Genomic DNA, 26,260 nt, shown 5'->3' with positions numbered 1-26,260 from the left:
GGTCGGACGCGTGTTCATATGTGTGTTCCTCGCATCCAGTCAGAAAATCGATCAGAAGTATCTGACGTTGGCCGAAGAGGTCGGGGCCGAGCTTGCCAGGCGCGGGCACACCCTGGTCAGCGGTGGCGCGAAGGTCTCCTGCATGGGGGCGGTGGCCCGTGCCGCCCGCACCGCCGGTGGACGCACCGTGGGGGTGATCCCGCAGGCGCTGGTGGACGTCGAGCTCGCGGATGAGGACGCCGACGAGCTGGTGATCACCGCCGACATGCGCGAGCGCAAGGGTGTCATGGACGCCCGCTCCGACGCGTTCCTGGTGCTGCCGGGCGGTATCGGGACCCTGGAGGAGCTCTTCGAGATCTGGACCTCCCGGACGCTGGGCCTGCACGACAAACCGCTGGTGATCCTCGACCCGTGGGGTCTCTACCGGCCGCTGCGGCAGCTGGTCGAGAACATGCACGAGGCGGGCTTCACCCGGCCCAACGTCTTCGACGCCATCTCCTGGACCTCCTCGGTCGAGGAGGCGTTCGAGCTGCTGGAGAAGACGACCAGGCACCTGGTGCCCAGCGCCGAGGAGCTAGGCGAGGCCGCGGCGGGTTAGCGCGGGCGGCCGGCGGCCGGCCAGGGAGTCGGCCATCTCGATCGCGAGCCGCACCTGCTCGGGGCGGGCGGTCCGGAAGACCCGGGCGCCCGCCCAGGCGCAGAGCGAGGCGGCGGTGAGCTCCGCGGCCTCGTCGTCCGCGGCAGTCCCCACCTCGCCCGTCCCCGCCGCGGAGGGGGCGGACAGGGCGGCGGTGGCCAGCTCGGCGGGCGTGACGGCCACGGTGTGCCCGGCGCGGGCCAGTTCCTCGACCTCCGCGATCGAGTGGGCCTCCACCCAGCCGGACTCGCCCTGGTCACCTGGGCCGAGCACTACGAGAGCCACCATGATTCGATCCTAGATCAGGGGAGTTGTGGCACGATTCGTATGTGCTGGTCGTACTCGCCCTCGCTGCCGTAGCCGTCATCGCCGGTGTCATCGCGGTCGCCATGGGGCGGGGAGGCGAGATGGCGGAGTCCGTCCCCGACGTGCCCCCGCTGGACCTGCCGCAGGCAGGTCACTTCGGCGCGGTCGACCTCATGACGCTCCGGCTTCCGGTGAGCCTCGTCGGCTACCACACCCAGACCGTGGACGAGACACTGAACCGTGTCGCGAGCGCGCTGAGCGAGCGTGACACCAGGATCGCCGTGCTGGAGCAGCGGGTGTCCGAGTTGCTCGCGAGCAGGCTCCAGGCCCGCCAGGAGCCGTACGGCGACCTGCCGGGCGCCTCCCGGGCCGAGCACGAGCGGTGGAAGCCCGCCGGGGAGGACGGGCCCTCCTCCGAGCTCCGTCGCGAGATGCCCGGCGCCGACGGAGGGGCCGACGAGCCCACCGGGCCGCGGGAGGTCCGCGGGGACGCGCGGGGCGGCCCGCTCACCGAGCACGAGCCCGCGGCGCCGGACGACTCCGCCGAGCTCAGGGAGGTCGCCGGGGCCGAGGGGCCCGGCCTCGCCGAGGAGCCCTCCGGTGAGACGGCCGGGCCCTCCGACGACCCCCGAGGGCCCGGTGAGGCGCCGGAGCCTTCCGGCGGGACGGGCGGACCCGGCGAGACCGTGTCAGAGACGTCAGAGACGTCCGCGGCGGCCTCCTCCGAGGCCCCGGCGGGAGGCAAGGGGGACACGGATGAGGCGGGAGCGTCGACCATCGTGGGAGGACGGGCAGGGGTGCGGAAACCGTGACGGGGGAGGAATCAGTCCGGATGACGGAGAACGGGTCGCCCGCCGAGCTCGTCCGCTGCGGGTGGGCCACCTCGGCGGCCGACTACATCGCCTATCACGACGAGGAGTGGGGCCGCCCGGTCACGGGCGACGACCGGGTGTTCGAGCGCCTCACCCTGGAGGCGTTCCAGTCGGGCCTGTCGTGGATCACCATCCTGCGCAAGCGGGAGAACTTCCGGGCGGCTTTCGCCGGGTTCTCCATACCGGCCGTGGCCGCGTTCGGGCAGGACGACGTCGACCGCCTGCTGGCCGACGCCGGCATCGTCCGCAACCGGGCCAAGATCGAAGCCGCGATCGCCAACGCACGCGCCGCGCTCGACGTCGAGCTGTCCGATCTGGTCTGGCGGTACGCCGATCCGGACGCCCCGGTCCCGGCGACCCCGGCGGACGTGCCCGCCCAGACCGCCGGCTCCAAGGCGCTCGCCAGGGAGCTGAAGTCGCGGGGCTTCCGCTTCGTCGGCCCGACCACCGCCTACGCGCTGATGCAGGCCATCGGCCTGGTCAACGACCACCTGGCCGACTGCTGGACGCGCGCGACCGAACCCTCACGGTAGACCGCGAAGGTCCCCTACGACCCCCGGAAGGGCCCTCGGCGGTTCCCGAAGCGGCCCTCGGCGGCCCGGGAGGGCCGGCTCCTCAGCGGCCACGGAAGACGGGCCGCTCCTTGTCGAGGAAGGCCCGGGTGGCGCCGACGTGGTCGTCGGTCTTGACGCAGGCGTCCTGCAGGTCGGCCTCCAGGGCGAGGGCGTCGGCCAGGGAGCTGCTCGCCGCGAAGCGCAGGGCCCGTTTGGCGGCCGCGTAGGCGCTCGTGGGGCCCTGCGCCAGCCGTACGGCCAGCGCGCGGGCCGCGGCGTCCAGTTCCTCGGCCGGGACCACCCGGGAGACGATCCCGAGCTCCAGCGCGCGGTCGGCGCCGAAGGGCTCCCCGAGCAGCAGCAGCTCGGCCGCGCGGGCCGGGCCGACCAGGCGCTGCAGGGTCCAGGAGGCGCCGGAGTCGGGGGCCAGGGCGACGCCGGAGAAAGCCATCGCGAACCTGGCCTTCTCGGAGGCGATCCGCAGGTCGCAGGCGAAGGACAGGGCGGCGCCCGCGCCCGCGGCCACGCCGTTCACCGCCGCGACGACCGGCTTGTCCATCTCGGTGATCGTGCGGACGATCGGGTTGTAGTGGGCGCGCACGGTGTCGTTCAGCCCCCGCCCGGCCTCCAGGTTCGCCGCGTGCTCGGCCAGGTCCTGGCCCGCGCAGAACGCCCGTCCCGCCCCCGTCAGCAGAACCGCCCGTACGGCGTCGTCCCGTGCGGCCGAGGTGAGCGCCTCCAGCAGGGCGACCTTCGTCGTCGCCCGCAGCGCGTTCATCGCCTCCGGCCGGTCGAGGACGACCGTGGCGACGGCGTCGTCGACGGAGTAGCGCACCTCGTTCAATGCAGGCTCCTTCGGCTCGGGTGGCGGCCCGGCCGGATGCCGGGCCGGGGTGTGGTGAGGAGAGCGGGGTCACGGGTCGGCGAGGTGGCGGTCGGCGAAGGCGGCGGCCGGGAGCAGCCTGCCGGCCTCCTGCTCGAAGTAGGCCCTGGCCTTCTCCCCCGGCCGGCCGGGCGGCAGCAGCTCGGCGGGGAGCCCGGGGTCGCGGAAGAGGAAGTTGCGCCGGCCGTGCAGCAGCATGTTCCGGGTGGCGAACACCCGGTCGTCGGCGGCGTCGCCGGGCAGCGCGCCGACGACGTGCCACCGCCCGCTCCAGGTGATCGTCCCGGCTCGGTAAATTCTCAGCGCGGCCTCGTCGAGGCGGCGCACGCACCTGGGGGTCACCTCGTGGCCGGGCCCCTGCGGCAACCGGACCGGGACCAGCCGGCCCTGCCGCACCGTCCGGGAGACGGCCGTCCGCACGGCGGGAGCGGCGATGCCGAGCGGCGCGAGCAGACGGACGAGGGCGGCCACGGACGCGCGCCCGCCCCGGGACCGGAGATGGTCCCCGTACAGGTCGAAGAGCGCGGCGCGGGCGTTCACGAAGACAAGTTTGGTCGTCTGCGGGGCCTCGGACAACGGTCTTGATTGCCGGATGAGCCGACGCTGAGACTGATCGTTCCCATTCTCGGTGCGGAGGCGGGATAATAGGACATCACAGAAGACGTGAATGCGTCGGCCACCCTCGGGTCAATCGGAGATCCGGAGCCCCGAAGCAGGAAGGGATACACGCATGGCGGCTATGAAGCCGAGGACCGGTGATGGTCCGCTGGAGGTCGTCAAGGAAGGTAGGGGAATCGTCATGCGGGTTCCTCTGGAGGGTGGCGGCCGCCTTGTCGTCGAGCTCTCTGCTGATGAGGCGAGCGCCCTCGGCGAGGAATTGAAGAAGATCGTCGGCTGATCTCGGCTTGACACGGCGGCGGTGGGGGCGGGTCATATTTGAGCTTGCTCGGGGAGCATGACACCTGCGGAGGCCCGCACGACCGCGACCGACGACGAACACGGCCCTGGCCGTCGGACCGCCCCGCGGCGGCTCGCGCCAGGGCCGCGGTGTTTTCCCGATGTCCTCGGGCCTGACGACTGGAGTTGACCCGCATGCCCATCTCTCCCCACGTGCTGCTGCCTCGGGTGCCCTACGGGCAGGGGTTGTCCGCGGGGCCGTCCGGCGCCGCCGCCCCTGTCACGTCGCAGGGCGCCGAGCCCGTCGCGCCCGGCGCCGCCGAACTGCTCGCCGTCCCCTTCTCCCCGGACCGCGAGCCCGAGATCGAGCTGCCGCTGCCCCCGGCCGCGCTGCTCGCCCACTACGAGGCCAAGGGAGAGGCGGGCGAGATCGTCGAGGTCCCCGTCGCCAACGGCGACGGGGTCGGCCGGGTGCTCCTGTACGGGGTCGGCGACGGTACGGCCTCGGCGCTGCGCAAGGCCGGTGCCGCGGTGGCCCGGCGGGGCAAGGGCAAGGAGGCCCTCCGGATCGTGCTGCCCGAGGGGCCGGTGGCCGCGTTCACGGAGGGCGCGCTGCTGGCCACGTACACCTTCCGGATGAGTGAGACGACGTCCGAGCCGGTGCGGCTGGAGTTCGTCGGCGAGGAGGCAGCGGACGAGGTCGCCAGGGGCCGGGTGGTCGCCGAGGCCGTCGCGTTGGCCCGGGACCTGACCAACACCCCCTCGTCGGTCAAGTCGCCCGCCTGGCTCGCCGAGCGCGCCCTGGAACACACCGTCGGGGAGGGGGACGGGTGGAAGATCAGCGCGCGGGTGTGGGACGAGGAGGCGCTGAAGTCCGGCCGGTTCGGCGGCATCCTCGCCGTCGGGCAGGGGTCGGTCACCCCGCCCCGGCTGATCCGGTTGTCCTACGAGCCGGAGGGCGCCACCGGCCACGTCGTGCTGGTCGGCAAGGGCATCACGTACGACACCGGCGGCCTGTCGCTCAAGCCGACCGACAACATGAAGTTCATGAAGACCGACATGGCCGGCGGCGCGGTCGTCATCGCGGTCCTGGGCGCGCTGGCCTCGCTCGGCGTCCGGGTGCGCGTCACCGGCCTCGTGGCCGCCGCGGAGAACGCCTTCTCCGGCGCGGCCCAGCGCCCCTCCGACGTCATCACGCAGTACGGCGGGCGCACCGTGGAGGTGCTCAACACCGACGCCGAGGGCCGCCTGGTGCTGGCCGACGCGCTGGCCTACGCAGACGCCGAGCTCGACCCGGACGTGATGGTCGACGTCGCCACCCTGACCGGAGCGATCAGCATCGCCCTGGGCAAGGGCCTCGGCGCGGTCTTCGCCTCGGACGACGCGCTGGCCGCCGAGCTGATCGAGGCGGGGGAGGGCAGCGGCGAGCAGCTCTGGCGGATGCCGTTGATCGACGACTACGTGCCCGCGCTGGAGTCGTCCGTGGCCGACCTGTCCAACATCGAGGCCGGTTCCGCCTACGGCGCCGGTTCCATCACCGCGGCGCTCTTCCTGCGCGAGTTCACCGGCAAGCGGCCCTGGGCGCACCTGGACATCGCGGGTGTCGGCCGGAGCGGTGCCGACGAGGGCGTTCTCAGCAAGGGCGCCACCGGATACGGCGTCCGCCTGCTCCTGGAGTGGCTGTCGCGCCGCTGACGGGGTGACCGCCGTGCACCGGAGTTCCGGGCCTCCGCCCGGGTCCGCGCCGGCGAGGCGGCGGTCTGGGTGTCGTCCACCCGGGCCTCCGCCCGAGTCCGCGCCGGCAAGGCGGCGCGAGGTGGTGGCCCGGGTGTCGTCCGCCCGGGTCCGTGCCGGAGGCGTGAGCGCCCGGCCCGGTGGCGCGGGCATCCGGCCGGGGCCACCGGTCCTCGCCCGCCCGCCGGGCGTGTCCGGCGGGCCCGGGTCAGCCGGAGAGCTTGACGGCGGCGAGGATGCCGTCGCCGAGGGGCATCATCAGCGGGCGGAGCCGGTCGTCGGAGCGGACCAGCTTGCCCAGTTCCCGCACGGTGACGGTCTCCGGGTCGCGCCGGGCCGGATCGGTCACCCGGTTGCCCCACAGCGCGTTGGTGAAGACCACCACGCCGCCCACGCGCAGCAGGCGGACGGACTCGGCCAGGTAGTCGGGGTACTCGCGCACGGCGCCGTCGCAGAAGACGAGGTCGTAGCCGCCGTCGGAGAGGCGGGGCAGCACGTCCAGGGCGCGGCCGGTGATCAGGCGGACCCGGCCGCCGGAGAAGCCCGCCTGGGCGAAGCTCTGCCGGGCCAGGCGCTGGTGCTCGGGCTCCACGTCCACGCTGGTGAGCGTGCCGTCCTGGCGCATGCCCCGCAGCAGCCACAGGCCGGACACCCCGCAGCCGGTGCCGATTTCCACGACGGCGCGGGCGTTGACGGCGGTGGCCAGGAAGCAGAGAGCGGCGCCGCCGCCGGGGAGGATCGGAGGCGCACCCACCTCCGCGCCGCGCAGCCGCGCCGCGCGCAGGATGTCGTCCTCCGCGTGGAACTCCTCGGCATAGGCCAGAGCGGCCTCCAACGGACTTGTCGGCGTCTCTGCCATCGGCCTCTCCTCCCGCTTTCTCCGTACACAGTCATATAGACGCTGGGTCGCAGCCTAAGGGAGGCAGGCCCGATCGGGAACTCATGTGATGCCCGGTGCGTTGCACGGTTTAAGCGGCCTTTGCCGGTCCTCAGAGTAGTGAGTGCGCACGAAGGGACGAAACCAGGCACTATGGCGATAGCGGTGGTCCCGGAGAGAGGAGTGCTGGTGGACGAACACGACCACCAGGCCGATGCTCCCGTGTCCGATTGGACACCTCCCACGTGGGAGGAGGTGGTGCGGACACACTCGGCGAGGGTCTACCGGCTGGCCTATCGGCTGACCGGCAACGTCCACGACGCGGAGGACCTCACCCAGGAGGTCTTCGTCCGGGTCTTCCGGTCGTTGTCGAACTACACGCCGGGCACTTTCGAAGGCTGGCTGCACCGCATCACCACGAACCTGTTCCTCGACATGGCGCGGCGCAAGCAGCGCATCAGGTTCGAGGGGCTCGCCGACGACGCGGCCGAGCGGCTGCGCGGGCGCGAGCCCTCCCCCGCCCAGGCGTACGACGACACTCATCTGGAGCCCGACATCCAGGCGGCACTCGACGCGCTCGCGCCCGAGTTCCGCGCGGCCGTCGTTCTCTGTGACATCGAGGGGCTCTCCTACGAGGAGATCGCGGCGACGCTGGGCGTGAAGCTCGGCACCGTCCGCAGCCGAATCCATCGCGGGCGGGCACAGTTGCGGGACGCGCTGGAGCACCGCGCGCCGCGTAGCGATCAATTCCCCCCGAGCGTCACCCACGGGGAGGAATTCGCATGAGTCATCTTGGAGAGCGTGTTTCCGCGCTGGTCGACGGTGAGCTGAACCACCACGAGCGCGACCGGGCCCTGTCGCATCTGGCGTTCTGCGCCGACTGCCGGGCCGAGGTCGAGGCCATGCGGGCGCTGAAGAGCCGCCTGAGGTCGCTCGACGGGCCGGTCATGCCGACCGACCTCACCATGTCCCTGCTGCGGATGGCGGAACCCGGCGGCCCGTTGCCCCCGCGTGAGCGCCCTTTTCCGGCCTCGCGCACCTTCGGCGGCGCGCCCATTCCCAGCATGCACAGCGTCGCACCCCCTGACAACCGGCCCCGGGGCCGTGCCGGAGGGCCCCGCCGCGCCCGGCGGGCGGGCTACGTCGCGGTGGGCGTCGCGTCCGCGGCCGTGGCGATCGGCACGCTGTTCGTCGTAGGCGGCGGCGCCGATCCCGGCCCGCGCGTGCCGCCCGTCGACATGTTCGCCAACCAGCACAGGAACACCGTGCCCTTCGGCGGGTCGGCCACGCCGACCCTCTCGCCGACCCCGTGACCAGGCTGCCCGCCACCGTCATCCTCGCGGCCGTCATGCTGCTGGGACTGGTGGCGGGCGGGCCCGCGCACACCGCCCGGCCGGCCCACGCCGCCCCGCCGGACGAGGCCGAGAGCGAGGACACCGGCCTGTACCTCCTGCGTGAGGCCGCGGTCGCGGCCCGCAGCCGGGGATACTCCGGCATCCGGTACGTCACCGTCCAGGGCCGCACCGGCCCGGTCACGTCGACGGCCGAGGTGCGCAACCTTCCCGGGCGGGGGCTGACCGTGCGCACCGAGCCGTCGGGCCCCGTCCAGGGCGCCGACCCGGGTGCCCCCGCCGGCGGCATGCTCGCGCCGTCCGGCGCCATGCTGGAGGTCCTGGCGCGCAACTACCGGGTCGTGGCGGCGGGCCGGGGCCAGGCCTGCGGCCGTCCCGCCCGCCTGGCGGAGGTCCTGCGCCCCGACGGCACCGTCGCGGCCCGCTACTGGGTGGACGAGGCGGGGGGGCCGGTGCTCCGGCGCGAGTTCCTGGACGGCCGGGGGAGGGTCGTCCAGGACTCCGGCTTCGCCGAGCTGACCGTTGATCCGGTGGCCGGGGACGTGGCCGTCCCCGTGCGGGCCGCCGGCGGTGCCGCCCTGGTGGAGGTCTCCGGTCTGGCCGCCGAAGGCTGGAGTTTCCCCCGGATGCTCCCGGGTCGCCTGGAGCTGTTCGCCGCTCACAAGGCCCTTCCTGGATACTTATATTTGGGTTATTCCGATGGTTTATCGGTAGTGTCGGTTTTCATCCAGCATGGTGCGCTTGATGAGGAACGTCTCCGCGGGTGGCATGCGGAGCGGCGTAACGGGCATACGATCTGGACTCGGGATCCAGCTGGGCAGGAGACGATCTGGGCGAGTGGAGGTCATGTCTACACCGTCTTCGCGGACGCACCGGCCGACGTGGCCGACGCGGCCGTCGCGGCGCTGCCGCACGAGCCCGTGCCCGATCTCTGGACACGACTCGGCCGTGGGGCGCACCGCCTGCTCTCCTGGTTCAACCCTTTCGGATGACAGGCGCTTTACACATCTCGTATGCCGCTCGGGGGAAGATTGCCGGGTTGAACCGGTGAGCGGCCTCGTGCGAGGCAAGGAGTAGTGACGATTCGATGACCGACGAGGCACGTACCCGCGAGGCGCGCGATGCTGAGGGGCGTACGCCGTCGGACTTCGCCGACGACGGGCGCGGTGCGCCCGAGTTCTCGCGCCCGGAGTTCCTGCCCGCCGGCGAGGCGATGCCCGTCGGGGGCGACAGGCCCCACGACGACGCCTGGAGCCGACCGGCCGGCACGCCGGAGCACAGCCCGTGGAGCCGGCCCGCGGAGCCTGCCCAGGACGAGCTGTTCCACCACGGCGATCCCGACGACCGCGACGCGGCCGGCGGCCGGGAGCAGGGGACCGCCGACCCCGGCTGGGGCGACCCCTCCGGCAGGCCCCACCGCGACACCGCGACCTTCGCCTCCCCGTTCGGCCCCCAGCCCCCGCCGCCGGTCCAGGCGGTCGGCATGGGGCCCGGCTGGGCGCCGCCCCCCGGCGCCGGTCCCGTGGGCCCCGTGGGGCCACCGGGAGGCTTCGGCGGGCCTGTCGCGCCTCCCGCCCGGAGCGGGCCGCGCACCACCACGTTCGTCGTCCTGGCCGTCGTGATCGCGATCCTGGCCTCGACGCTGGGCAGCGTCGGCACCTACCTGCTGACCCGCCCCGCGGGCTCCGGCACCGACCCCTCGTACGACCTGGGCGCGGCGCCGAGCGGCTCCAACGCCCGGCCCCCCGAGTCGGTGGCGGGGGTGGCCTCGAAGGTGCTGCCCAGCGTGGTCTCCCTGGCTGTCGAGGGCGGTTCGAGCTCCAGCAGCGGCTCCGGCTTCCTGATCAAGGGCGGCTATGTGGTGACGAACAACCACGTGGTCGCCGCGGCCGACCCGAACGGCCAGATCCAGATCCAGTTCAACAACCGCAAGTCCACCTCCGCGAAGATCATCGGGCGTGATCCCGAGTCCGACCTGGCCGTGGTCAAGCCCGAGGAGACCTTCGGTTCCCCCGAGATCTCCCTCGGCAACTCCGACAACGTCGTGGTGGGCGACCCGGTCATCGCCATCGGCTCCCCGCTCGGCCTGACCGGCACCGTCACCACCGGCATCGTCAGCTCGCTCAACCGTCCCGTGCAGGCGGGCGAGGAGAACAGCAACGACACGACCTGGCTCAGCGCCATCCAGACCGACGCGGCCATCAACCCCGGCAACTCCGGCGGCCCGCTGGTCAACGGCAACGGCGAGGTCATCGGCGTCAACTCGGCGATCGCCACGCTCGGCCGGTCGCTCAACGGCCAGAGCGGCAACATCGGCCTGGGCTTCGCCATCCCGGTGAACCACGCCCGCCGCGTCGCCGAGGAGCTGATCACCACCGGCAAGGCCAGGAAGTCGCGGATCGGCGTCACCATCGACCAGGCCTACCAGGGCACCGGCGTCCGCATCGCGGCCGAGGCCGTCCAGGGGGCCGAGCCGGTCGACCCGAAGGGCCCCGCCGCCCAGGCCGGTCTGAAGCCCGGTGACATCATCCTGGAGGTCAACGGCCTCGTGCTCCAGGACGGCAACGAGCTGATCGCGCTGGTCCGCAACAAGGCTCCCGGCGAGAAGATCCAGGTCAAGTACCAGCGGGGCGGTCAGGAGCGGACCGTCACGGTCACCGTCGGCACGGCGCCCGACGAGCCCCTGCCCTCGCCGCGGCCCTCCTGAGACGTACCGGGGTGATGACGGCAGGCCAGGCGCATGCTTACGCTTGGGGGCATTAGTCTGGAACCTCTCCGGTGCATGTCCGGAGAGGTGCCCCCGGCATCGTCCCGTAGGAGATAGATCACCGTGTTCGGACTCGGCTGGCCTGAGATCGTGGCGCTGGTGGTCATCGCCCTTCTCGTCTTCGGCCCGGAGAAACTGCCCCAGGCCGCCTCCCAGGCGGGCCGGACCCTGCGCAACCTGCGCCGGATGGCGAACAACGCCAGGGAGGACCTGCGATCCGGTCTGGGCCCGGAGTTCGCCGACTTCGACCCGGCCGACCTCAACCCGAAGAACTTCGTCCGCAAGCACCTGACGGCGGAGCTCGAAGACGACTGGAACCGCACCCCGGCCACGGCCACCCCGGTTCCCGCCGCTCAGACCGCCGTGGTCGACGAGCTGGGCTACGGGGAGATCCCCCCGTACGACTCCGAGGCGACCTGACCCGCGCCGCCGGGGGACCCGGCGGCGGCCGACGAACGGCGACGGAGAAGGGCCCCGGAGACGGGGCCCGAATCGTTTTCCGGAAGATCCGCTAGCCGCGGCGGGTGGGGGAGATGCCGAGCTGCACGCCCTTGAGGCTGCCCGACTTCTTGCCGAGGGTGGCGGCGATGCGGCCGAGCTCGGCCGCCGCCGGGGCGTCGGGGTCGGTGAGGACCAGGGGTTTGCCCTCGTCGCCGCCCTCGCGCAGGCGCATGTCGATCGGCACCTGACCCAGGAGCGGCACCCGGGCGCCCAGGGCGCGGGTGAGCGCGTCGGCCACGGCCTGACCGCCGCCCTCGCCGAAGACGGAGATCCGTTCGTCGCAGTGCGGGCAGGGCAGCCACGACATGTTCTCGATGACGCCGGCGATCTGCTGGTGGGTCTGGACGGCGATCGACCCGGCGCGCTCGGCGACCTCGGCGGCGGCCTGCTGCGGGGTGGTCACCACGAGGATCTCCGCCGAGGGCATCCGCTGCGCCACCGAGATCGCGATGTCGCCGGTGCCCGGGGGCAGGTCCATCAGCAGCACGTCGAGGTCGCCCCAGTAGACGTCCGCGAGGAACTGGTGCAGGGCCCGGTCGAGCATCGGACCGCGCCACACGACCGGGGTGTTGCCCTCCGGCTTGAACATGCCCACCGAGATGACCTTGATGTCATGCGCCACCGGCGGCATGATCATGTCTTCGACCTTGGTGGGGCGCTCGGAGACGCCGAGCATGCGGGGGACGCTGTGGCCGTAGATGTCGGCGTCGACGACGCCGACCTTGAGGCCGTTGGCGGCCATCGCGGCGGCCAGGTTGACGGTGACGGAGGACTTGCCGACACCGCCCTTGCCCGAGGCGACCGCGAAGACGCGGGTCAGCGAGCCGGGCCGGGCGAAGGGGATCTCCTTCTCCGGTCCCCGGTCGCCGCGCAGCTTGGTCTGGAGCGCCTTGCGCTGCTCGGTGCTCATGACGTCCATCTCCACCGAGACGCCGGTCACTCCCTCGACCTTGGAGACCGCACCGGTCACGTCGCGGGTGATGGTGTCTCGCATGGGGCAGCCCGACACCGTGAGGAACACGGTGACGCGCACCGCCCCCGCGGGGGAGATGTCGACGCTCTTGACCATGTCGAGCTCGGTGATGGGCCGACGGATCTCAGGGTCGTTGACGGTCGCGAGGGCGGCCATCACCAGTTCCGGGGTAGGTGCCATCGAAGTGTCGGCAATGGACCGCCACCTTGAGGCGACGGAGGATGCCGTCCCTCCTTGTCTGTTATCGAGCAAGCGTTCCGCCGGCGGGGCCCGCCGCGACGCCTGTGTGGCTGGCCAGGGGCCGATCCCGTGAGGGAACGGACGACGTCATGAGTCCATGGTACGAACCCAGGAGTTCGGACAGGAATTCCGGATCCGGGGGTAACTGGATCCGGACAATTCACTGTGTAGATGCGCGTGCAACGTTCTAAGGTTACTCCGTGACCCTCACGGCGGGCGAGTCAAGAGAGAGCATCAGCTCGGAGCAACTGGCGCTCTGGCGCATGCTCCAGCGCGCCCAGGTTCGCATCACCCGGGCCCTGGAGGCCGACCTGCTCCTCCGGCACGACCTGGCCCTCGCCTCCTACGACGTCCTGCTGCACCTGTCCGAGGCGCCCGACCGGCGGCTGAGGATGAACGACCTGGCCGACCGGGTGCTGCTCTCGCGCAGCGGACTGACCCGGCTCATCGACCGCCTCCAACGTGACGGCCTGGTCGAGCGGGAGGCCTGCGCCAGCGACGCGCGCGGCCTGTTCGCGGTCCTCACCGAGGCCGGGGCCGGGCGGCTGGCCGAGGCCACCCCCACCTACCTGCGCGGCATCCGCGCCCAGTTCCTGGACGTGCTCGACGCCGGCGAGCTGCGCCAGTGCGCGGCGATGCTCAACAAGCTGTTCCCCGACCCCTGCTGAGGTCACCGCTCACCGGTCGTTTCCCGCCTGGCCCGCGGGGGTGCCCGGCTCCTGCAGGTCCTCCTGCAGCCGTTGCAGCTCCGAGTGGATGTAGTCACGGGTGGCCACCTCGCCGACCGCCATGCGCAGCGCGGCCATCTCCCGGGCCAGGTACTCGAGGTCGGCCTGGGCGCGCTCGGCCGCCGCGCGGTCGAGTTCGCTCTGGACCCGGTCCCGGTCCGCCTGCCGGTTCTGGGCCAGCAGGATCAGCGGCGCGGCGTACGACGCCTGGAGCGAGAGCATCAGGGTCAGGAAGATGAACGGGTAGGGGTCGAAGCGCCAGGGCTCCGGAGCGAAGGCGTTCCACACCACCCAGACGCCGACGAACACGGTCATGTAGACCAGGAACCTGGCGGTGCCGAGGAAGCGGGCGATCCGCTCCGAGAGCCGCCCGAAGGCCTCGGGGTCGTAGTGTGGGCGCAGGCGCAGGCCCGGCTGCCTCGGCTGGTCGAGCCGCTCAGCCATGTCCGCCCTCCGGGGAGTGGTCGAGCTCACGCCAGTCCTCCGGGAGCATGTGGTCGAGCACGTCGTCCACGGTGACGGCGCCGACCAGGCGGCCCGCCTCGTCCACCACCGGCGCCGCCACCAGGTTGTACGTGGCCAGGTAGGAGGTCACCTGGTTGAGGGTGAACTCCGGCCTGATCGGGTCGAGCGAGGTGTCCAGGACGCTGCCGAGCAGCGTCGACGGCGGTTCGCGCAGCAGGCGCTGGAAGTGGGCCAGGCCGAGGAAACGGCCGGTGGGCGTCTCGACGGGCGGGCGGGCCACGTAGACCTGCGCCGCCACCGCCGGGGTGAGATCGCCCTGGCGGATGTGGGCCAGCGCCTCGGCGACCGTGGAGTTGGGCGGGAGCACCACGGGCTCGCTCGTCATGATGCCTCCCGCGGTGTTCTCCGGGTAGATCAACAGCCGTCTGATCGGCGCGGCCTCCGCGGGCTCCATCAGCGCCATCAGCGCCTCGGCCTGTTCGACCGGGAGATCCTGGAGCAGGTCGGCCGCGTCGTCGGGGTTCATCTCCTCCAGCACGTCCGCGGCCCGCTCCGGGGCCAGCCGGCTCAGGATGCCGATCTGGTCGCGCTCGGGCAGCTCCTCCAGCACGTCGGCGAGCCGCTCGTCGTCGAGGGCCGCCGCCACCTCTATCCGGCGTTTGTCGGGCAGCTCGTGCAGGGCGCCGGCCAGGTCGGCGGCGCGCATCGACTCGAAGGCGACCAACAGGTTGGCCGCGCCCTGGTCCCGCTGGACGGCGCCGAAGCCGCGGATCTCCGCCCAGTCGACGATCCTGGTCGTGCCGCGCCGGCGCAGTCCCATGCCGGGCGGGCTCCCGACCACCGCCACCTTGGTGATCAGCCACTCCGCGCCCCTGGTCTCCTCCATGGCCAGGTCCAGGACCGTCACCCGCTCGCCGCCGACCTCCACGCGGAGGTCGAGCATCTCGGCGATGACCAGGCTCTCGCTCGCCCGCTGCTCGAAGCGGCGCATGTTGATCTGGCCGCTGAACACGACGGATCCGGCTTCGATGGCCCGTACGCGGGTAATGGGCATGAAGACCCGCCGCCGGGGCTGCACCTCGACGACCAGCCCGTGAACGCGCGGTGGCGCCGTGCCGGCGATGGCCACCACGACGTCGCGCACCCGGCCGATCTGGTCCCCGGCCGGGTCGAAGACCGGGGTCCCGGCGAGGCGGGCGATGAAGATCCTCACATTTGCAGCGTAGGTCGCATCTCGGCCTCCTTGCTTCAAGCCACGCTCCGCGGTTCACATGCCGGACGCTGCTTGCCGCCACGCAGGGGGACATGACAGTATCAAATGTGTTAAACGGTAATTACATGGACGGTTGCTCATGAGACGTGCCGGACTGCTGATCGCGTTCGCGTCGTCCTGGTGTTTCGCCTTCTCGGGGCCCATGGCCAAGTACCTGGGTGCGGCCGGGCTGACCTCGCTGGAGTCGGTCTGGGCGCGGATGGCGGGTGCCGGGGCGCTGCTCGTCGCCGTCCTCGCCGTCGCCAGGCCCGCGGCGCTGCGCATCCCGCGCTCCCGGCTGCTGTTCTTCCTGGCCTACGCCGTGGTCGCGGTCGCCGGCGTGCAGGCGCTTTTCTTCGCGGCGATCACCAGGCTTCCGGTCGGCGTGACCCTGCTGATCGAGTTCACCTCCCCGGTGCTGGTGGTGCTCTGGGTCCGGTTCGTCCGCCGGGTACGGCTGCCACGCGCGGCCTTCACCGGGGCCGTCGTCGCCGTGGTCGGGCTCGGCATCGTGGTGGAGGTCTGGTCGGGGCTCGCCCTCGACCCGATCGGGCTCCTGCTCGCCTTCGGCGCGGCGGCCTGCTGCGCCGGATACTTCCTGCTCAGCGACGGCTTCGGCGACGACGTCGACCCGCTCGGCCTCATCGCCTGGGGCCTGCTGGGCGCCGCCGTGGCGCTCGCCCCCCTCTCCCGGCCGTGGAACATCCCCTGGGAGGCGCTCGCCGGCACCGCGACCCCGCAGGGCGGCCACACCCTGCCGGTGGCGGGCGCCCTGGTCTGGATGGTCGTCGTCGCCACGGTCGTCGCCTACATCCTCGGCGTCACCGCGATCCGCCGCCTGTCGGCCGCCGTCGGTTCGACGGTCGCCTCGCTGGAGGTCATCGCCGGGGCCGTGGTCGCCTGGATCCTGCTGGGCGAGGCCCTCGGCCCCTTCCAGATCGCCGGCGGCGTCATCGTGCTGACCGGCGCCTACCTCGCCCAGCGCGCCACGGCCGAGCTGCCCGCGGCCGTGCCGGAGGTCAGGGAGCCGGCTCGCGCGGGATGAGCCGCACCACCTGCGACCGGGCGGCCCACCGCTCGGTCAGCCCGGCCCCGTCGACGGCGTTGAGCCGCTCCCTGGCCAGCGCGGCCACCGCCTCTGCGGCCTCCGCCTGGTCCACCACCTCGACGGATGCGTCGAAGGAGACCAGGCGCCCGCCGTTGTCCTTGCTCCGCAGCGTCACCCCGACCCGGTCCGCCTCGGTCAGCCCCGGCAGCGACTGCTCGCCGCCCCCGGTGACCACGTAGATCGCGCCGTCGTACCAGGTGTGCCAGGCCAGCCGCGGCCGGTCGAGCGACAGCCACAGGACGCTCGACTTCTTCGCACCCTCTTCGATCACGCCCATGACATGAATGTACGGCCTGTGCCTCCCCGGCAGGGAAGGCACAGGCCGTACATCCCGGGGCGTCAGCGCCCGGAGAGCTTCCAGGCCGCCGGGAGCAGTCCGGCCGCGACGGCGATCTTGAGGGCGTCGCCGAGCAGGAAGGGCAGCACGCCCAGGGCGAGCCCCGTGGCCAGATCCACCTGGGCGACCGCGATCAGAACGGGCAGGCCGAAGGCGTAGATGACCAGGTTGCCCAGGACCATCGTGCCGACCGTGCGCAGCACGGTGCGGTCGCCGCCGCGCTCGGCGAGCTTGCCGACGACGGCCGCCGCGGCGATGAAACCGATCACGTAACCGAAGGAGGCGCCGCCGAAGCCGGAGGTCCCCTCGGCGAACCACGGCACGCCCGCCACGCCGGCCAGCATGTAGAGCGCCATGCTCAGCACCGCGCGGTTCATGCCCAGCGCCGCGCCGACCAGGACGACCGCGAACGTCTGGCCGCTGACCGGGACCGGTGAGCCGGGCAGCGGGAAGCTGAGCTGCGCGGCCAGGCCCGTCAGGGCGGCGCCGCCGACCACGAGGGCGATGTCGCGGACACGGGATGCGGGGATGAGGTCGGACAGTACGGCGGGCCGGGCCACCGAAGAAGCGTTTGCCATTGGGTACGTCTCCCTTAGCCGTTGATGATGTCTATTCTTCTGACATCTCCGGTTAGGGTCCTACGAGATCGCCGCCAAGAACAGGGCGGGGTCTTTGTATGGGGGCCATAGCGGCCGCAAGCGCACGGCGTGCCACAGGGCCGCTCAAGGCCGCCCGGGCTGTCGGCCGCCGGGCGCGTGCCGCTACCGTGTGCCCATGCGCTCCCGACGTTCGTGCCTCGCGGTGCCCGGCAGCAACCCCCGCTTCCTGGAGAAGGCCCAGGGGCTCCCCGCCGACGAGGTCTTCCTCGACCTGGAAGACTCCGTCGCGCCCCTCGCCAAGGAGGGCGCGCGCAAGAACATCGTGGCCGCCCTGCGCGAAGGCGACTGGTCGGGCAAGACGAGGGTGGTGCGGGTCAACGACCTCGGCACCCAGTGGACCTACCGCGACGTCATCGAGGTCGTGGAGGGCGCCGGGGAGTTCGTCGACTGCCTGATGCTGCCCAAGGTGGAGGACGCCACCCAGGTGATGTGGCTCGACACGCTGCTCACCCAGATCGAGCGGGCCAACGGCCTGCCGGTCGGCGGGATCGGCATCGAGGCCCAGATCGAGAGCGCCAGGGGGCTGGTGAACGTCGACGCCATCGGCGGGGCGTCCGCGCGGCTGGAGACGCTGGTCTTCGGCCCGGCCGACTTCATGGCCTCGATCAACATGCGGACCCTGGTGGTCGGGGAGCAGCCGCCCGGCTACACCGAGGGCGACGCCTACCACTACATCCTGATGCGCATCCTGATGGCCGCCCGCACGCACGGCCTGCAGGCCGTCGACGGCCCGTACCTGGCGATCAAGGACCTCGACGGCTTCCGCCGGGTCGCGAACCGGGCCGCGGCGCTCGGGTTCGACGGCAAGTGGGTGCTCCACCCCACCCAGATCGAGGCCGCCAACGAGGTCTTCTCCCCGTCGCAGGACGACTACGACCACGCCGAGCTGATTCTCGACGCGTACGAGTACTACACGACGGTCGAGAGGCGCGGCGCGGTCATGCTCGGCGACGAGATGATCGACGAGGCGTCCCGGAAGATGGCGCTGGTGGTGGCCGCCAAGGGCAGGGCCGCCGGCCTGGCGCGGACCACCGCCTTCACCCCGCCTACAGCGTGATCCCGATCGTGGTGAAGAACCAGAGCGCGGAGGTCAGCCAGAGGCCGGTCAGGACGGTGAAGGTGAGCCCGCCGAGGACCGGGAGGGCCCAGCCGGGCAGCCCCCGCTTGGGCAGGGCCAGCATCTTGGCGACGAACACGCCGTAGAAGAAGCAGCCCAGCAGCGAGTGGACCATCACCCGCGGCACGTCGAACTGGGCACCCAGCGCGTACAGGCAGTGGAACGCGACGGGGACCGTCAGCAGGAACGCCGCCCGGCCCGACCAGCGGTGCAGGGTGGCGATCCACGGGGCGTCCAGCTTGATCCGGCCCCACATGACGAGGGCCGAGAACACCTGCACCAGCGCCAGCGCGAACGCGCCGGTGGTGAGCCAGGTCTTCATGGCCAGCGGCCCGGAGAAGCCGGCCGGTCCGACCGCGTACCCGGTGGGCGTGTGGACGCGCCCGTAGACGCCCAGTCCGACCGCGATCAGCGCGCCCACGGCGAGCGGGACGAGCAGAGGTGCGAGGTTCTGCCGCTGCGGGATCGGCGCGGCCTGCGTGTCGCTCATCAGAACCCTCCGATGAATTCGTCGACGTCCTGGGGGTCGATCTCCACGCCGTCGACGACGGCGTTCGCGCCCGGCTCGGGGATCGCCACGTCGGCGACCCGGTCGCCCACGAGGGTCAGGCCGACCCGGGTGCCGTCGTCGAGGTAGATCCATCCGGCGCGGACCCGCGCGCCGCGGACGACCGCGGTCGCCCGGTAGAGGCCGGAGGGCTTCTTGACGGTGGGCGCCGTGAAGTCCCACTCCTTCTTGCCGAGTTCCAGGCTCCCGGTGGCCTTGCCACCGGCGAGCCGGGCGACGATCGAGGCGTTCCCGTGGCCGGACAGCGTGACCTTGCCGTCGGCCGCCCTGCCCTTGAGCCAGGCCTCGGTCCTGCCGTCGCAGAAGTAGCCGACGGCTTTGCCGTCGCGGACGGAGATGGCGATCAGGCCGCCGTTTCCCGTGACCCGCCCGGCGTAGTCGGCCTTGGCGGGGGTGGGCCTGGCGGTCCTGGACGCCTGCGGGGCCGGCGTGGCCTCCGAGGTGGCCCGGGCCGCCGGGCTCTCCGGGGAGCCCTGGGGGTACCGGGCGTTCACGGTCTGCGTGGGCGGTGATGTTGTGACACTGAGCACGCCGAGCACGGCGGTGATCGCCGCTCCGGCCACCAGTGTGGAGACGGGCCCCAGCCCTTTCATGGTCTGCTCCCTGGGTGGTGGTTTCCTGCGGTCAGGTGTACACCGCGCCGATCAGGGAGTCTGTGAACTAATCCGCACAGGAGGGCGCGTAGTTAATTTTACCGGGAGGCTGGCCCCCTTCTGGGTACCGATCCAGTGATCTCGGGTTTACAGGGACGAACAGTGATAATTCCGGCGCTCCGCCGATAAATCTGACTAGAGAGGTCTCGCCATCGCGCCCCGGACGTGTTGCTCTGGACTGTGTGCGGCCGAGCCCCGGATGCCCGGACCGCGGGAGGTGATCGTTTCCGGCGAACGGGGTAAGAGTAGGGTCGCGTGCGATTTGCCGCATCCGTAGGGGTTGCGGCCCAACGGTACGCAGACAACTGGAACGGTCCGGGACGGTGATCCCGGGCTCGGACGGGCTTCCTGCGAGGAGGTGCTGAGCGTGGCCTCGGGCCCCCACGACCCGCGCTCGCAAGACCGGCTGCCGGACGACGGCGGTCTGCACGATGACGCGACACACGAAAGCAGGTCACCGGAGTCCCACACCTCCCCGCCGACGATCCAGCACTTCCCGCCCGGTCCCTCCGACGACAGGACCCGGGGGCTTCCCCTGGCCTCGCCCTGGACGCTCCCCCCGTTCGCCGCGCCCACCCCGGACGACGACGAGCCGCCCCGTGCCCGCCCCGAGGGCCTCGGCGGCGAGCGCCGCCGCCCCTACGCGCAGCCGTACGCCCCCACGCCCCGCCCCGCCGACCCCGCTCCCGGTGATGATCATCCGCCCTCCGGCGACCGGTTCTCCGGGGGCTCCCGTCCCGGCTCCGCCGAGCGCCCCGCGGCGCCCGGGCGCCACTCCGCCGCCGGGCGGCCGGACGAGCCCGGCGACCGGTCCGGGAGCCCCGGGCCCGAGACGTCCGGCCGGGAGGCGCGGCCGAGACTGGCGGACCGGCCGGACCGCCTGGTCGCCTCCGGCCCGCCCCGCCGGCACCGTACGCCCGCGGAGAGCGGGTCGCGGATGCCCGAGGAGGGCACGGTGCCGGAGCGGACCGCGCCTTCCACCCCGTCCACCCCCGATGACTCCGCCGGGCCCGAGCCCGCGCACGGGCACGGCGGGGGACGCGGGAGGGCCGCCCGCCCCGACCTCCTGGTGGCCTCGGGCCCGCCCCGCGAACCCCGCCCCGAGGCCCCGCCGCCCGGACCCCCGGTGTCCGATGAGCAGATCAGGGTGGAGCCGAGCATCCCGGCGACACCCGAGGCGCTGCCCGCAGAACCACCCGGGGCGCCCGCGACCCCGGCCGACGACGACTTCGAGCCCGTCCGCCGGGTGGGGCGCCCGCCGGGCGGACGGCCCGCCAGACCCGACCTGCTGGTCGCGCAGGACACGCCCGGCAGGCGGAGCCCGAACGGCGGGCGGCATCACCGCACGGCCCCCGCGCCCTCGGCCGTGCGCCGGTCCAGCCCGACCAGGCGCAGGCGCGGGCGAGGACTGATGATCCCGTTCCTGATGGTCCTGGTTCTCACCGTCGCCGTCGGCGGCGGCCTGGTGCTGTGGGGCTGGGTGAGCAGCCCCTTCGCCACCGGTCTGCGCCTGGTCGGCGACGAGGTGCACTCCGGGGACGAGAACTTCGCGCCCCCGAACGGCGTCGGCGGCAACGGCTCCAACCAGGTGCTCAACGCCGTGACCTCGGTCGGCTCCACCATGGTCGCGGTCGGCAGCGACACCACCAGCCCCGTCCCCAGGCCGCTGTTCCTGGTCTCCCTGGACGGCGGCGCCACCTGGCAGCTGGGCAAGGTGAACGGCCCGGCGGGCTACGAGACGGGACCGACCACGGTCGGCCGGGTGGCGGGCGGCGACGACCGCTGGCTGGCCGCGGGCAACGACCCCCTCGGCGCCGGGCACGGGCTGTGGACCAGCTCCGACGGCCAGAGCTGGACCGCGGTCGACCCGGCCGGCCTGGAGGCGTTCACCGCCGGGGACAAGATCATGGACCTGGCCCGCACCTCCTCGGGCTTCGTCGCGGTCGGCACGACCGTGCTGCCGGACGGCACCACGGGCGCCGTCGCCTGGGTCTCGCACAACGGGCTCGACTGGAAGCGCGTGCAAACCCGGGAGATCGGCATGCCCGACAAGGTCCGGGGCATGAAGGCCGTCGTCGCCAGGGAGGACGCGGTCGTCGCGCTGGCCGATCCCGCCACGGGGCAGTCGGCCTCGGTCATCCTGCGCTCGGAGGACGGCGGCAGGACCTGGGAACGGGCCGGGACCTCCCTCGCGGACGTCGCCCCGGAGCCGGGCGCGCTGGCCGTGGCCTCCGGCGGCTTCGTGCTGGTCCCGACCCAGCAGCGCAGCGACAAGGGAGAGGTCCGCGTCTACTGCTCGCGCGACGGCGCCGACTGGGCGGCCTGCGGCGCCATCACCGGCCTGGCCTCCGACGGCTCGGGCGTCAAGCGCCTGGCCTCCTCCTCGGCCGGTGTCGCCGCGGTCGTCGAGTCCGGCTTCGAGCGCTACACCGTCTACACCAGCGACGACGGCCGCGACTGGAAGAAGAGCACCGACCTGGGCCAGGTGCCGGGCTCACTGCGGGCACTGGCCCTCTCCGACAACGGCACGCTCGTCGTCGGCGGCGACGAGCGCGCCGCCGACGTGGACAACCGGGTGGTGCTCATCACCGCGCCCAAGGGCGGCCAAGCCAGACCCGTCTCCCTCGCCGGGATCGAAGGACTCGCCCGGGCCGCGCGGGAGACCGCCAGGGTGGCCGCGGGTGGCGGTCGATTCGTCGCCGTGGGCGCCGCGTCCGGTGACGCCGGGATCTGGACCAGCGGGAACGGCGAGAGCTGGACGGCCGCGGGCCAGGCGCAGATCCTCGGCGGCCCGAGGCGCCAGGCCCTCGCCGACGTCGCGTACGGCAAGCGGGGCTGGCTGGCGGCCGGCAGCACGATGACCGACGCCTCCTCCACCGTTCCGCTGGTCGTGACCTCGGCGGACGGCGCGAGCTGGCGCGGGGTTCCCGTCACCGGTCCCCTCGCCCCGGCCGACGACCACGACTTCCTCGCGCCCCACGCGGTGGCGGCGGGACCGTCCGGCTACATCATGGCGGGTGAGGACCGGGGACCGGCCGCGACCGTGCCCGTCCTGTGGTTCTCCGCCGACCTCAAGCGCTTCTCCAGGGCCGCCAAGCTCCCCGCGGGCGGCACGGGGGTGCGGCTGCACGACGTCTCGGCGACCTCGTCCGGATACGTGGCCGTCGGCGGCACGCTCCCGGCGGAGCGGGAGACCGGCGTGGTGTGGGTGTCGGCCGACGGGGTCAACTGGACCGGCCGGAAGCCGGTCCTGCCCCCGGGCGCGACCTCGGCCGGGCTGCGGCACGTCGTCCTGTACGGCGGGCACATCGTCGCGGCGGGTACCGCGGTGACCGAGGAGGGCCGGCGGGCCTTCGGCGCGATCTCCGCCGACAACGGCGCCACCTGGGAGTTCTCCTGGTTCCCCGCCGACGAGGCCTCCGCCGTCCAGGACCTGGCCGCGGTGCCGGAGGGTGTCGTGGCGGTCGGCTGGCACGGCGCCCCCGGCGAGGGGGACAGCGTGGCGTGGACCTCCGAGGACGGCCTGACCTGGCAGCGGCACGCGCCCGGCCAGGACGCCCTGGAGGGCGACGGCGCCCAGTGGCTCGGCGCGGTGGCGGTCTCCGGCACCCAGGTCGTGGCCCTGGGCCGCTCCACCACCTACAGCGCCGACCACCTCACGCTGTGGCGCTCCACGCTCACCTCGTCCCGATGACCGCCCACTCGGTGAGCGCGTCCAGCAGCCCCGGGGTGAGCGGGAGCCGTACGAGCTCGGCGGGGGCGACCCAGCGGGCGTCGGCGGCGTCGTCTCCGGCGGCGAGCGTGCCGCCCGCGACCTCGGCCAGGTAGTCGCGGATCTCGTAGACGACCCCGCCGGGGCCCGGGCGGTCGACGGTGCCGACCAGGCGGCCCGGCACGACCGTCAGGCCGGTCTCCTCCAGGACCTCGCGGACGACCGCCTCCGCGTCGGACTCCCCGGGCTCGACCCGGCCGCCGGGAACGGACCACAGCCCCTCGCCGGGGGGTCGGCCGCGGCGAACGAGGAGCATCCGCCCGGAGCCGTCGAAGATGACGGCTCCGACACAATTTACGCGCACATGGACAAGATTACGGGGCGATAACGAGAAACACTCTTGACGGATGGGGCGTGGACGAAGCAGCGTGGGTAGTCGTGAAAGCCGAGCCTACTTGTCCACGGTGCTTCGGTCCGTTGCGCCCGCCGAGTGTCTGGTCAAGCGCCTGGAGATGCGGTCCGCACGGTGACGTGCTGCCCCTGCAGCCTCCCAGGCACCCTTCGGCCGCGGTCGTGGAGGCGCTCGCCACGGCCGCCCGCGTCCCGGTCTGGCTCCCGTGGCCGTTGCCCGCGGGCTGGCTGGTCACCGGGTTCTCCCATGTGGGGGACGAGCGCAGCGGCGTACGGGCCACCGTGGTCGCGCTCTCCGGCCCGTCGCTGGTCCACGGGCCCGCCGATCTGCTGATCATCGCCGAGGAGCCGGGGGTGGGGCTGGGCGCGGCGTTCGCCGGCCTGGATGGCACCGACCCGGGCACCGGGTTCGACGACGGCCCGCCACACGCCAAGATCACAGTCCGGGGTCACCCGGTGGCGCTCTGGAACGTCAGGAAGGCCGCGCCGGACCGGGCGGTCTACGCGGGGGAGGCGCTCGGCAACTGGCTCTGGGCGGTCGTCTGGCCCGGCGAGGCGGGCTACATGATCACGCTGTCCGAGCTGTCCCTGCGCGACCTACGCGACCACGACCAGGCCCTCGACCTTCCCTTCGGGGCGTTCTGCCCGCGACTGGGCGTTCCGGAGTCATGACCGGCGGGCCCGGGCCGCGGTCTCCTCGTTCGGACCGTCCGGCGGGGTGAGGCAGTAAAGTTCGGAAACGTGACAGCGCGTATCGAGCGAGTGGTGACCGAGGGCGTCGTCGATGTCGACGGCGTCGAACACAAGGTCGAGAACAACACCTGGATCCTGGGTGACGATGAGGAGGTCATCGTCATCGACCCCGCGCGTGACGCGGAAAGGATCATGGAGAAGGTCGGCGAGCGCGAGGTGCTGGCGGTTATCTGCACCCACGGCCTGCCCGACCACGTGGGCGCGGCCATCGAGGTCGCCGCCAGGGACGAGGCCGTGGTCGCCCTGCACCCGAAGGACCGGCCACTGTGGCGGCTGACCTGGCCCGACACCTGGCCCGACATCGACATGGAGGACGAGGGCGTCTTCGCCGTCGCCGACGTCGAACTGGAGGTCATGTCCACCCCCGGTGTCTCCCACGGCGGCGTCTCGCTGTACTGCGAGTCCCTGGACGCGGTCTTCACGGGCAAGACCCTGCAGGCCGACGGCCCCGGGAAGATCGGCGGCGAGTATCCCGCCCTGGCCGACCAGCTGACCGCCATCGGCGGGCGCCTGTTCACCCTGGCGCACAGCACCCGGGTGCTGCCCGCGCACGGTGAGGAGACGACCATCGGCGCCCTGGAGCCCCAATTCGACGCCTGGCTCTCCGGCTCGCTGACCCGCGGTTCGGACGACCAGGAGCCCGGGGCGGAGTCCCCGCTGACCGACGGCACCCGCGCCGCGGGGATCCGGCTGAACGCCCACGACCAGTAACCTTCCATGGACCAGCTTCCCCTGGAGGGCATGCCGCGGCGGCTGTACGCGTGCACGCCGTCGCGGCTGAACACCTGGCTCGAGTGCCCGAGGCGCTACCGGTTCGCCTACCTGGACCGCCCCGCGCCGCCCAAGGGGCCGCCCTGGGCGCACAACAGCGTGGGCATCAGTGTGCACAACGCCCTTGCCGCCTGGTGGCGCGAGCCGTACGAGCGGCGCACACCGGCGGTCGCCGGCACCCTGCTCACCAGGGGATGGATCAACGAGGGGTTCCGCGACGCGGAACAGTCGGCCACCTGGCGTGACCGGGCCCGCGACATGGTCACCGGATACGCGGCGACCCTCGACCCCGCCGCCGAGCCGGTCGGCGTGGAACGCACGGTGGCCACGCGCACCTCCGTGCTGGCCCTCTCCGGCCGCATCGACCGCCTCGACCGGCGCGGAGAGGAACTGGTCGTCGTCGACTACAAGACCGGCCGTCGTCCCCTCGGCACCGACGACGCCCGCTCCTCGCTCGCGCTGGCGGTCTACGCCATCGCCTCCTCCCGGGTCATGCGCCGCCCCTGCCACCGGGTGGAACTTCACCACCTGCCGACCGGTTCGATCGTGGAGTGGGTGCACACCGACGAATCCCTGGCCCGTCACCTGTCCCACGCCGAGGAGATCGCGATCGAGGCCTCGGAGGCCGACGACCGCTACAAGGAGTGGTCGGCCACGACCGCCCGGCCCAAAGGCGCCGACCGGAGCCCGCCCCGGATCCCCGAGGAGATCGACGCGCTCTTCCCGCCCCGGACCGGCCCGCTCTGCTCCTGGTGCGACTTCCGCCGCCACTGCCCCGAAGGCCAGGCCGCCTCCGGCGGCCGCCAGCCCTGGGACGGCCTCGCCGATTGAGTTGATGGCGACGCTGTGTTTATGGCTGTGTTTATGGCTGTGTTTATGGCTGTGTTTATGGCGACGCTGCGCGTCGCGGCTCGGGTGCTCTGATCCGGCTCCTTCCCTCGTCGCTCATCCGCGTGTTGGCTGGCGACGCTGGCGCGTCGCGGCTCGGGTGCTCTGACCCGGTGACTTCCCTCGTCGCTCATCCGCGTGTTGGCTGGCGACGCTGGCGCGTCGCGGCTCGGGTGCTCTGACCCGGTGACTTCCCTCGTCGCTCATCCGCTTCGCTCCTTCGCTCCTCAGTCCAGTCACCGGCG

General features: G+C 72.7%; 29 protein-coding genes. 17 read left to right on the top strand and 12 right to left on the bottom strand.

The features are described from left to right. Positions 1-10: 10 nt before the first annotated feature. On the top strand, positions 11-598 hold the full coding sequence (locus tag ABD841_RS26555; RefSeq protein ID WP_344977427.1) for an LOG family protein: 588 nt from the start codon (positions 11-13) through the stop codon (positions 596-598). Here ABD841_RS26555 and ABD841_RS26550 read toward each other — a convergent pair. Then, a complete protein-coding gene (locus ABD841_RS26550; protein WP_344977424.1) occupies positions 575-925 on the bottom strand; it encodes a hypothetical protein in 351 nt (116 codons plus the stop codon). The two genes, ABD841_RS26555 and ABD841_RS26550, sit on opposite strands and share 24 nt — an antisense overlap. A 41-nt stretch (positions 926-966) precedes the next feature. On the opposite strand from ABD841_RS26550, the gene ABD841_RS26545 reads away from it, so the two are divergent. Next, positions 967-1,755 (top strand): ICP22 family protein, encoded by a 789-nt coding sequence (locus ABD841_RS26545; RefSeq protein WP_344977421.1) that lies wholly within the window; start codon positions 967-969, stop codon positions 1,753-1,755. A gap of 20 nt (positions 1,756-1,775) precedes the next feature. Then, complete coding sequence (locus ABD841_RS26540) at positions 1,776-2,348, top strand: DNA-3-methyladenine glycosylase I (RefSeq protein WP_344977418.1); 573 nt, start codon at positions 1,776-1,778, stop codon at positions 2,346-2,348. 82 nt (positions 2,349-2,430) lie between these two features. Here ABD841_RS26540 and ABD841_RS26535 read toward each other — a convergent pair whose 3' ends face one another. Both ABD841_RS26535 and ABD841_RS26530 read right to left on the bottom strand, forming a co-directional pair. Next, positions 2,431-3,213, bottom strand: coding sequence for an enoyl-CoA hydratase-related protein (locus ABD841_RS26535; protein ID WP_344977416.1), 783 nt, complete (start codon positions 3,211-3,213; stop codon positions 2,431-2,433). Between the two features lie 69 nt (positions 3,214-3,282). Then, the gene (locus ABD841_RS26530) at positions 3,283-3,792 is read right to left on the bottom strand and encodes a PaaX family transcriptional regulator C-terminal domain-containing protein (protein WP_344977413.1); all 510 of its coding nucleotides are present in this window, start codon (positions 3,790-3,792) and stop codon (positions 3,283-3,285) included. Between the two features lie 190 nt (positions 3,793-3,982). Between ABD841_RS26530 and ABD841_RS26525 the strand changes: the two genes are divergently transcribed. After that, positions 3,983-4,150 carry a DUF3117 domain-containing protein gene (locus ABD841_RS26525; protein WP_084195322.1) on the top strand — a complete coding sequence of 56 codons (168 nt, stop codon included), beginning with the start codon at positions 3,983-3,985 and terminating at the stop codon, positions 4,148-4,150. Between the two features lie 194 nt (positions 4,151-4,344). Further along, positions 4,345-5,844, top strand: coding sequence for a leucyl aminopeptidase (locus ABD841_RS26520; protein ID WP_344977410.1), 1,500 nt, complete (start codon positions 4,345-4,347; stop codon positions 5,842-5,844). Positions 5,845-6,091: 247 nt separating this feature from the next. On the opposite strand, the gene ABD841_RS26515 is transcribed toward ABD841_RS26520, so the two are convergent. After that, positions 6,092-6,742, bottom strand: a complete 651-nt coding sequence (locus ABD841_RS26515) for an O-methyltransferase (RefSeq protein WP_344977407.1) — start codon at positions 6,740-6,742, stop codon at positions 6,092-6,094. Positions 6,743-6,913: 171 nt separating this feature from the next. Between ABD841_RS26515 and sigE the strand changes: the two genes are divergently transcribed. The 5 genes from sigE to ABD841_RS26490 all read left to right on the top strand — a co-directional run bounded on the left by sigE (position 6,914) and on the right by ABD841_RS26490 (position 11,299). Further along, complete coding sequence (gene sigE, locus ABD841_RS26510; RefSeq protein ID WP_344977404.1) at positions 6,914-7,546, top strand: RNA polymerase sigma factor SigE; 633 nt, start codon at positions 6,914-6,916, stop codon at positions 7,544-7,546. After that, positions 7,543-8,073: an anti-sigma factor family protein gene (locus ABD841_RS26505; protein ID WP_344977401.1), complete on the top strand. Its 531-nt coding sequence runs from the start codon at positions 7,543-7,545 to the stop codon at positions 8,071-8,073. Before sigE ends, ABD841_RS26505 begins: the two co-directional genes overlap by 4 nt. Then, complete coding sequence (locus ABD841_RS26500; RefSeq protein ID WP_344977398.1) at positions 8,070-9,104, top strand: sigma-E factor regulatory protein RseB domain-containing protein; 1,035 nt, start codon at positions 8,070-8,072, stop codon at positions 9,102-9,104. Before ABD841_RS26505 ends, ABD841_RS26500 begins: the two co-directional genes overlap by 4 nt. 95 nt (positions 9,105-9,199) lie before the next feature. Continuing rightward, entirely contained in the window at positions 9,200-10,819 is a 1,620-nt protein-coding gene (locus ABD841_RS26495; protein WP_344977395.1) for a S1C family serine protease, read from the top strand. A gap of 123 nt (positions 10,820-10,942) precedes the next feature. Then, positions 10,943-11,299: a sec-independent translocase gene (locus tag ABD841_RS26490; RefSeq protein ID WP_344977393.1), complete on the top strand. Its 357-nt coding sequence runs from the start codon at positions 10,943-10,945 to the stop codon at positions 11,297-11,299. 91 nt (positions 11,300-11,390) lie between these two features. Here the strand turns inward: ABD841_RS26490 and ABD841_RS26485 are convergent, their stop codons facing one another. Further along, positions 11,391-12,533, bottom strand: a complete 1,143-nt coding sequence (locus ABD841_RS26485) for an Mrp/NBP35 family ATP-binding protein (RefSeq protein WP_344977390.1) — start codon at positions 12,531-12,533, stop codon at positions 11,391-11,393. A 260-nt stretch (positions 12,534-12,793) separates the two neighbouring features. On the opposite strand from ABD841_RS26485, the gene ABD841_RS26480 reads away from it, so the two are divergent. Further along, positions 12,794-13,261, top strand: a complete 468-nt coding sequence (locus ABD841_RS26480; RefSeq protein WP_344977387.1) for a MarR family winged helix-turn-helix transcriptional regulator — start codon at positions 12,794-12,796, stop codon at positions 13,259-13,261. A gap of 9 nt (positions 13,262-13,270) precedes the next feature. Here the strand turns inward: ABD841_RS26480 and ABD841_RS26475 are convergent, their stop codons facing one another. Continuing rightward, positions 13,271-13,765: a DUF1003 domain-containing protein gene (locus ABD841_RS26475; RefSeq protein ID WP_344977384.1), complete on the bottom strand. Its 495-nt coding sequence runs from the start codon at positions 13,763-13,765 to the stop codon at positions 13,271-13,273. Beyond that, positions 13,758-14,999 carry a magnesium transporter MgtE N-terminal domain-containing protein gene (locus ABD841_RS26470; RefSeq protein WP_344977381.1) on the bottom strand — a complete coding sequence of 414 codons (1,242 nt, stop codon included), beginning with the start codon at positions 14,997-14,999 and terminating at the stop codon, positions 13,758-13,760. Before ABD841_RS26470 ends, ABD841_RS26475 begins: the two co-directional genes overlap by 8 nt. 139 nt (positions 15,000-15,138) lie before the next feature. On the opposite strand from ABD841_RS26470, the gene ABD841_RS26465 reads away from it, so the two are divergent. Further along, positions 15,139-16,083, top strand: a complete 945-nt coding sequence (locus ABD841_RS26465) for an EamA family transporter (protein WP_344977378.1) — start codon at positions 15,139-15,141, stop codon at positions 16,081-16,083. On the opposite strand, the gene ABD841_RS26460 is transcribed toward ABD841_RS26465, so the two are convergent. Next, positions 16,058-16,423 carry a hypothetical protein gene (locus ABD841_RS26460; RefSeq protein ID WP_344977375.1) on the bottom strand — a complete coding sequence of 122 codons (366 nt, stop codon included), beginning with the start codon at positions 16,421-16,423 and terminating at the stop codon, positions 16,058-16,060. The two genes, ABD841_RS26465 and ABD841_RS26460, sit on opposite strands and share 26 nt — an antisense overlap. A gap of 62 nt (positions 16,424-16,485) precedes the next feature. Continuing rightward, positions 16,486-17,061, bottom strand: coding sequence for a biotin transporter BioY (locus tag ABD841_RS26455; protein ID WP_344977373.1), 576 nt, complete (start codon positions 17,059-17,061; stop codon positions 16,486-16,488). 196 nt (positions 17,062-17,257) lie between these two features. On the opposite strand from ABD841_RS26455, the gene ABD841_RS26450 reads away from it, so the two are divergent. Then, positions 17,258-18,199 carry an HpcH/HpaI aldolase/citrate lyase family protein gene (locus ABD841_RS26450; protein ID WP_344977370.1) on the top strand — a complete coding sequence of 314 codons (942 nt, stop codon included), beginning with the start codon at positions 17,258-17,260 and terminating at the stop codon, positions 18,197-18,199. Here the strand turns inward: ABD841_RS26450 and ABD841_RS26445 are convergent. Together ABD841_RS26445 and ABD841_RS26440 are read right to left on the bottom strand one after the other, a co-directional pair. After that, positions 18,189-18,749, bottom strand: a complete 561-nt coding sequence (locus tag ABD841_RS26445; protein WP_344977367.1) for a DUF6529 family protein — start codon at positions 18,747-18,749, stop codon at positions 18,189-18,191. The genes ABD841_RS26450 and ABD841_RS26445 overlap by 11 nt on opposite strands. Beyond that, positions 18,749-19,420, bottom strand: coding sequence for a hypothetical protein (locus ABD841_RS26440; RefSeq protein WP_344977364.1), 672 nt, complete (start codon positions 19,418-19,420; stop codon positions 18,749-18,751). Before ABD841_RS26440 ends, ABD841_RS26445 begins: the two co-directional genes overlap by 1 nt. 427 nt (positions 19,421-19,847) lie before the next feature. Here ABD841_RS26440 and ABD841_RS26435 point away from each other — a divergent pair, with 427 nt between their 5' ends. Beyond that, a complete protein-coding gene (locus ABD841_RS26435; protein ID WP_344977361.1) occupies positions 19,848-23,174 on the top strand; it encodes a beta propeller repeat protein in 3,327 nt (1,108 codons plus the stop codon). Here the strand turns inward: ABD841_RS26435 and ABD841_RS26430 are convergent. After that, complete coding sequence (locus ABD841_RS26430; protein ID WP_344977358.1) at positions 23,158-23,556, bottom strand: NUDIX hydrolase; 399 nt, start codon at positions 23,554-23,556, stop codon at positions 23,158-23,160. The genes ABD841_RS26435 and ABD841_RS26430 overlap by 17 nt on opposite strands. Before the next feature lie 50 nt (positions 23,557-23,606). Here ABD841_RS26430 and ABD841_RS26425 point away from each other — a divergent pair, with 50 nt between their 5' ends. The 3 genes from ABD841_RS26425 (at position 23,607) to ABD841_RS26415 (ending at position 25,958) form a co-directional block, all read left to right on the top strand. Beyond that, positions 23,607-24,275 carry a DUF6758 family protein gene (locus tag ABD841_RS26425; protein ID WP_344977355.1) on the top strand — a complete coding sequence of 223 codons (669 nt, stop codon included), beginning with the start codon at positions 23,607-23,609 and terminating at the stop codon, positions 24,273-24,275. A gap of 69 nt (positions 24,276-24,344) precedes the next feature. Next, a complete protein-coding gene (locus ABD841_RS26420) occupies positions 24,345-25,067 on the top strand; it encodes an MBL fold metallo-hydrolase (RefSeq protein WP_344977352.1) in 723 nt (240 codons plus the stop codon). A 6-nt stretch (positions 25,068-25,073) separates the two neighbouring features. After that, positions 25,074-25,958, top strand: coding sequence for a RecB family exonuclease (locus ABD841_RS26415; protein ID WP_344977349.1), 885 nt, complete (start codon positions 25,074-25,076; stop codon positions 25,956-25,958). Positions 25,959-26,260: the final 302 nt, after the last annotated feature.

It is taken from the genome of Streptosporangium fragile (assembly GCF_039534445.1).
GTDB classification, from domain to species: Bacteria; Actinomycetota; Actinomycetes; order Streptosporangiales; family Streptosporangiaceae; genus Streptosporangium; species Streptosporangium fragile.
Note: the sequence above shows the minus strand (reverse complement) of the source record. Positions and strands in the feature narration are given on the sequence as shown.

Excerpts from the sequence above, each read along its gene's own strand:
- ABD841_RS26550 (WP_344977424.1), bottom strand. The coding sequence starts at position 925 with ATGGTGGCTCTCGTAGTGCTCGGCCCAGGTGACCAGGGCGAGTCCGGC.
- ABD841_RS26540 (WP_344977418.1), top strand. The coding sequence starts at position 1,776 with ATGACGGAGAACGGGTCGCCCGCCGAGCTCGTCCGCTGCGGGTGGGCC.
- ABD841_RS26525 (WP_084195322.1), top strand. The coding sequence starts at position 3,983 with ATGGCGGCTATGAAGCCGAGGACCGGTGATGGTCCGCTGGAGGTCGTC.
- ABD841_RS26520 (WP_344977410.1), top strand. The coding sequence starts at position 4,345 with ATGCCCATCTCTCCCCACGTGCTGCTGCCTCGGGTGCCCTACGGGCAG.
- ABD841_RS26515 (WP_344977407.1), bottom strand. The coding sequence starts at position 6,742 with ATGGCAGAGACGCCGACAAGTCCGTTGGAGGCCGCTCTGGCCTATGCC.
- sigE (WP_344977404.1), top strand. The coding sequence starts at position 6,914 with ATGGCGATAGCGGTGGTCCCGGAGAGAGGAGTGCTGGTGGACGAACAC.
- ABD841_RS26505 (WP_344977401.1), top strand. The coding sequence starts at position 7,543 with ATGAGTCATCTTGGAGAGCGTGTTTCCGCGCTGGTCGACGGTGAGCTG.
- ABD841_RS26495 (WP_344977395.1), top strand. The coding sequence starts at position 9,200 with ATGACCGACGAGGCACGTACCCGCGAGGCGCGCGATGCTGAGGGGCGT.
- ABD841_RS26485 (WP_344977390.1), bottom strand. The coding sequence starts at position 12,533 with ATGGCACCTACCCCGGAACTGGTGATGGCCGCCCTCGCGACCGTCAAC.
- ABD841_RS26475 (WP_344977384.1), bottom strand. The coding sequence starts at position 13,765 with ATGGCTGAGCGGCTCGACCAGCCGAGGCAGCCGGGCCTGCGCCTGCGC.
- ABD841_RS26465 (WP_344977378.1), top strand. The coding sequence starts at position 15,139 with ATGAGACGTGCCGGACTGCTGATCGCGTTCGCGTCGTCCTGGTGTTTC.
- ABD841_RS26460 (WP_344977375.1), bottom strand. The coding sequence starts at position 16,423 with ATGGGCGTGATCGAAGAGGGTGCGAAGAAGTCGAGCGTCCTGTGGCTG.
- ABD841_RS26455 (WP_344977373.1), bottom strand. The coding sequence starts at position 17,061 with ATGGCAAACGCTTCTTCGGTGGCCCGGCCCGCCGTACTGTCCGACCTC.
- ABD841_RS26450 (WP_344977370.1), top strand. The coding sequence starts at position 17,258 with ATGCGCTCCCGACGTTCGTGCCTCGCGGTGCCCGGCAGCAACCCCCGC.
- ABD841_RS26445 (WP_344977367.1), bottom strand. The coding sequence starts at position 18,749 with ATGAGCGACACGCAGGCCGCGCCGATCCCGCAGCGGCAGAACCTCGCA.
- ABD841_RS26440 (WP_344977364.1), bottom strand. The coding sequence starts at position 19,420 with ATGAAAGGGCTGGGGCCCGTCTCCACACTGGTGGCCGGAGCGGCGATC.
- ABD841_RS26415 (WP_344977349.1), top strand. The coding sequence starts at position 25,074 with ATGGACCAGCTTCCCCTGGAGGGCATGCCGCGGCGGCTGTACGCGTGC.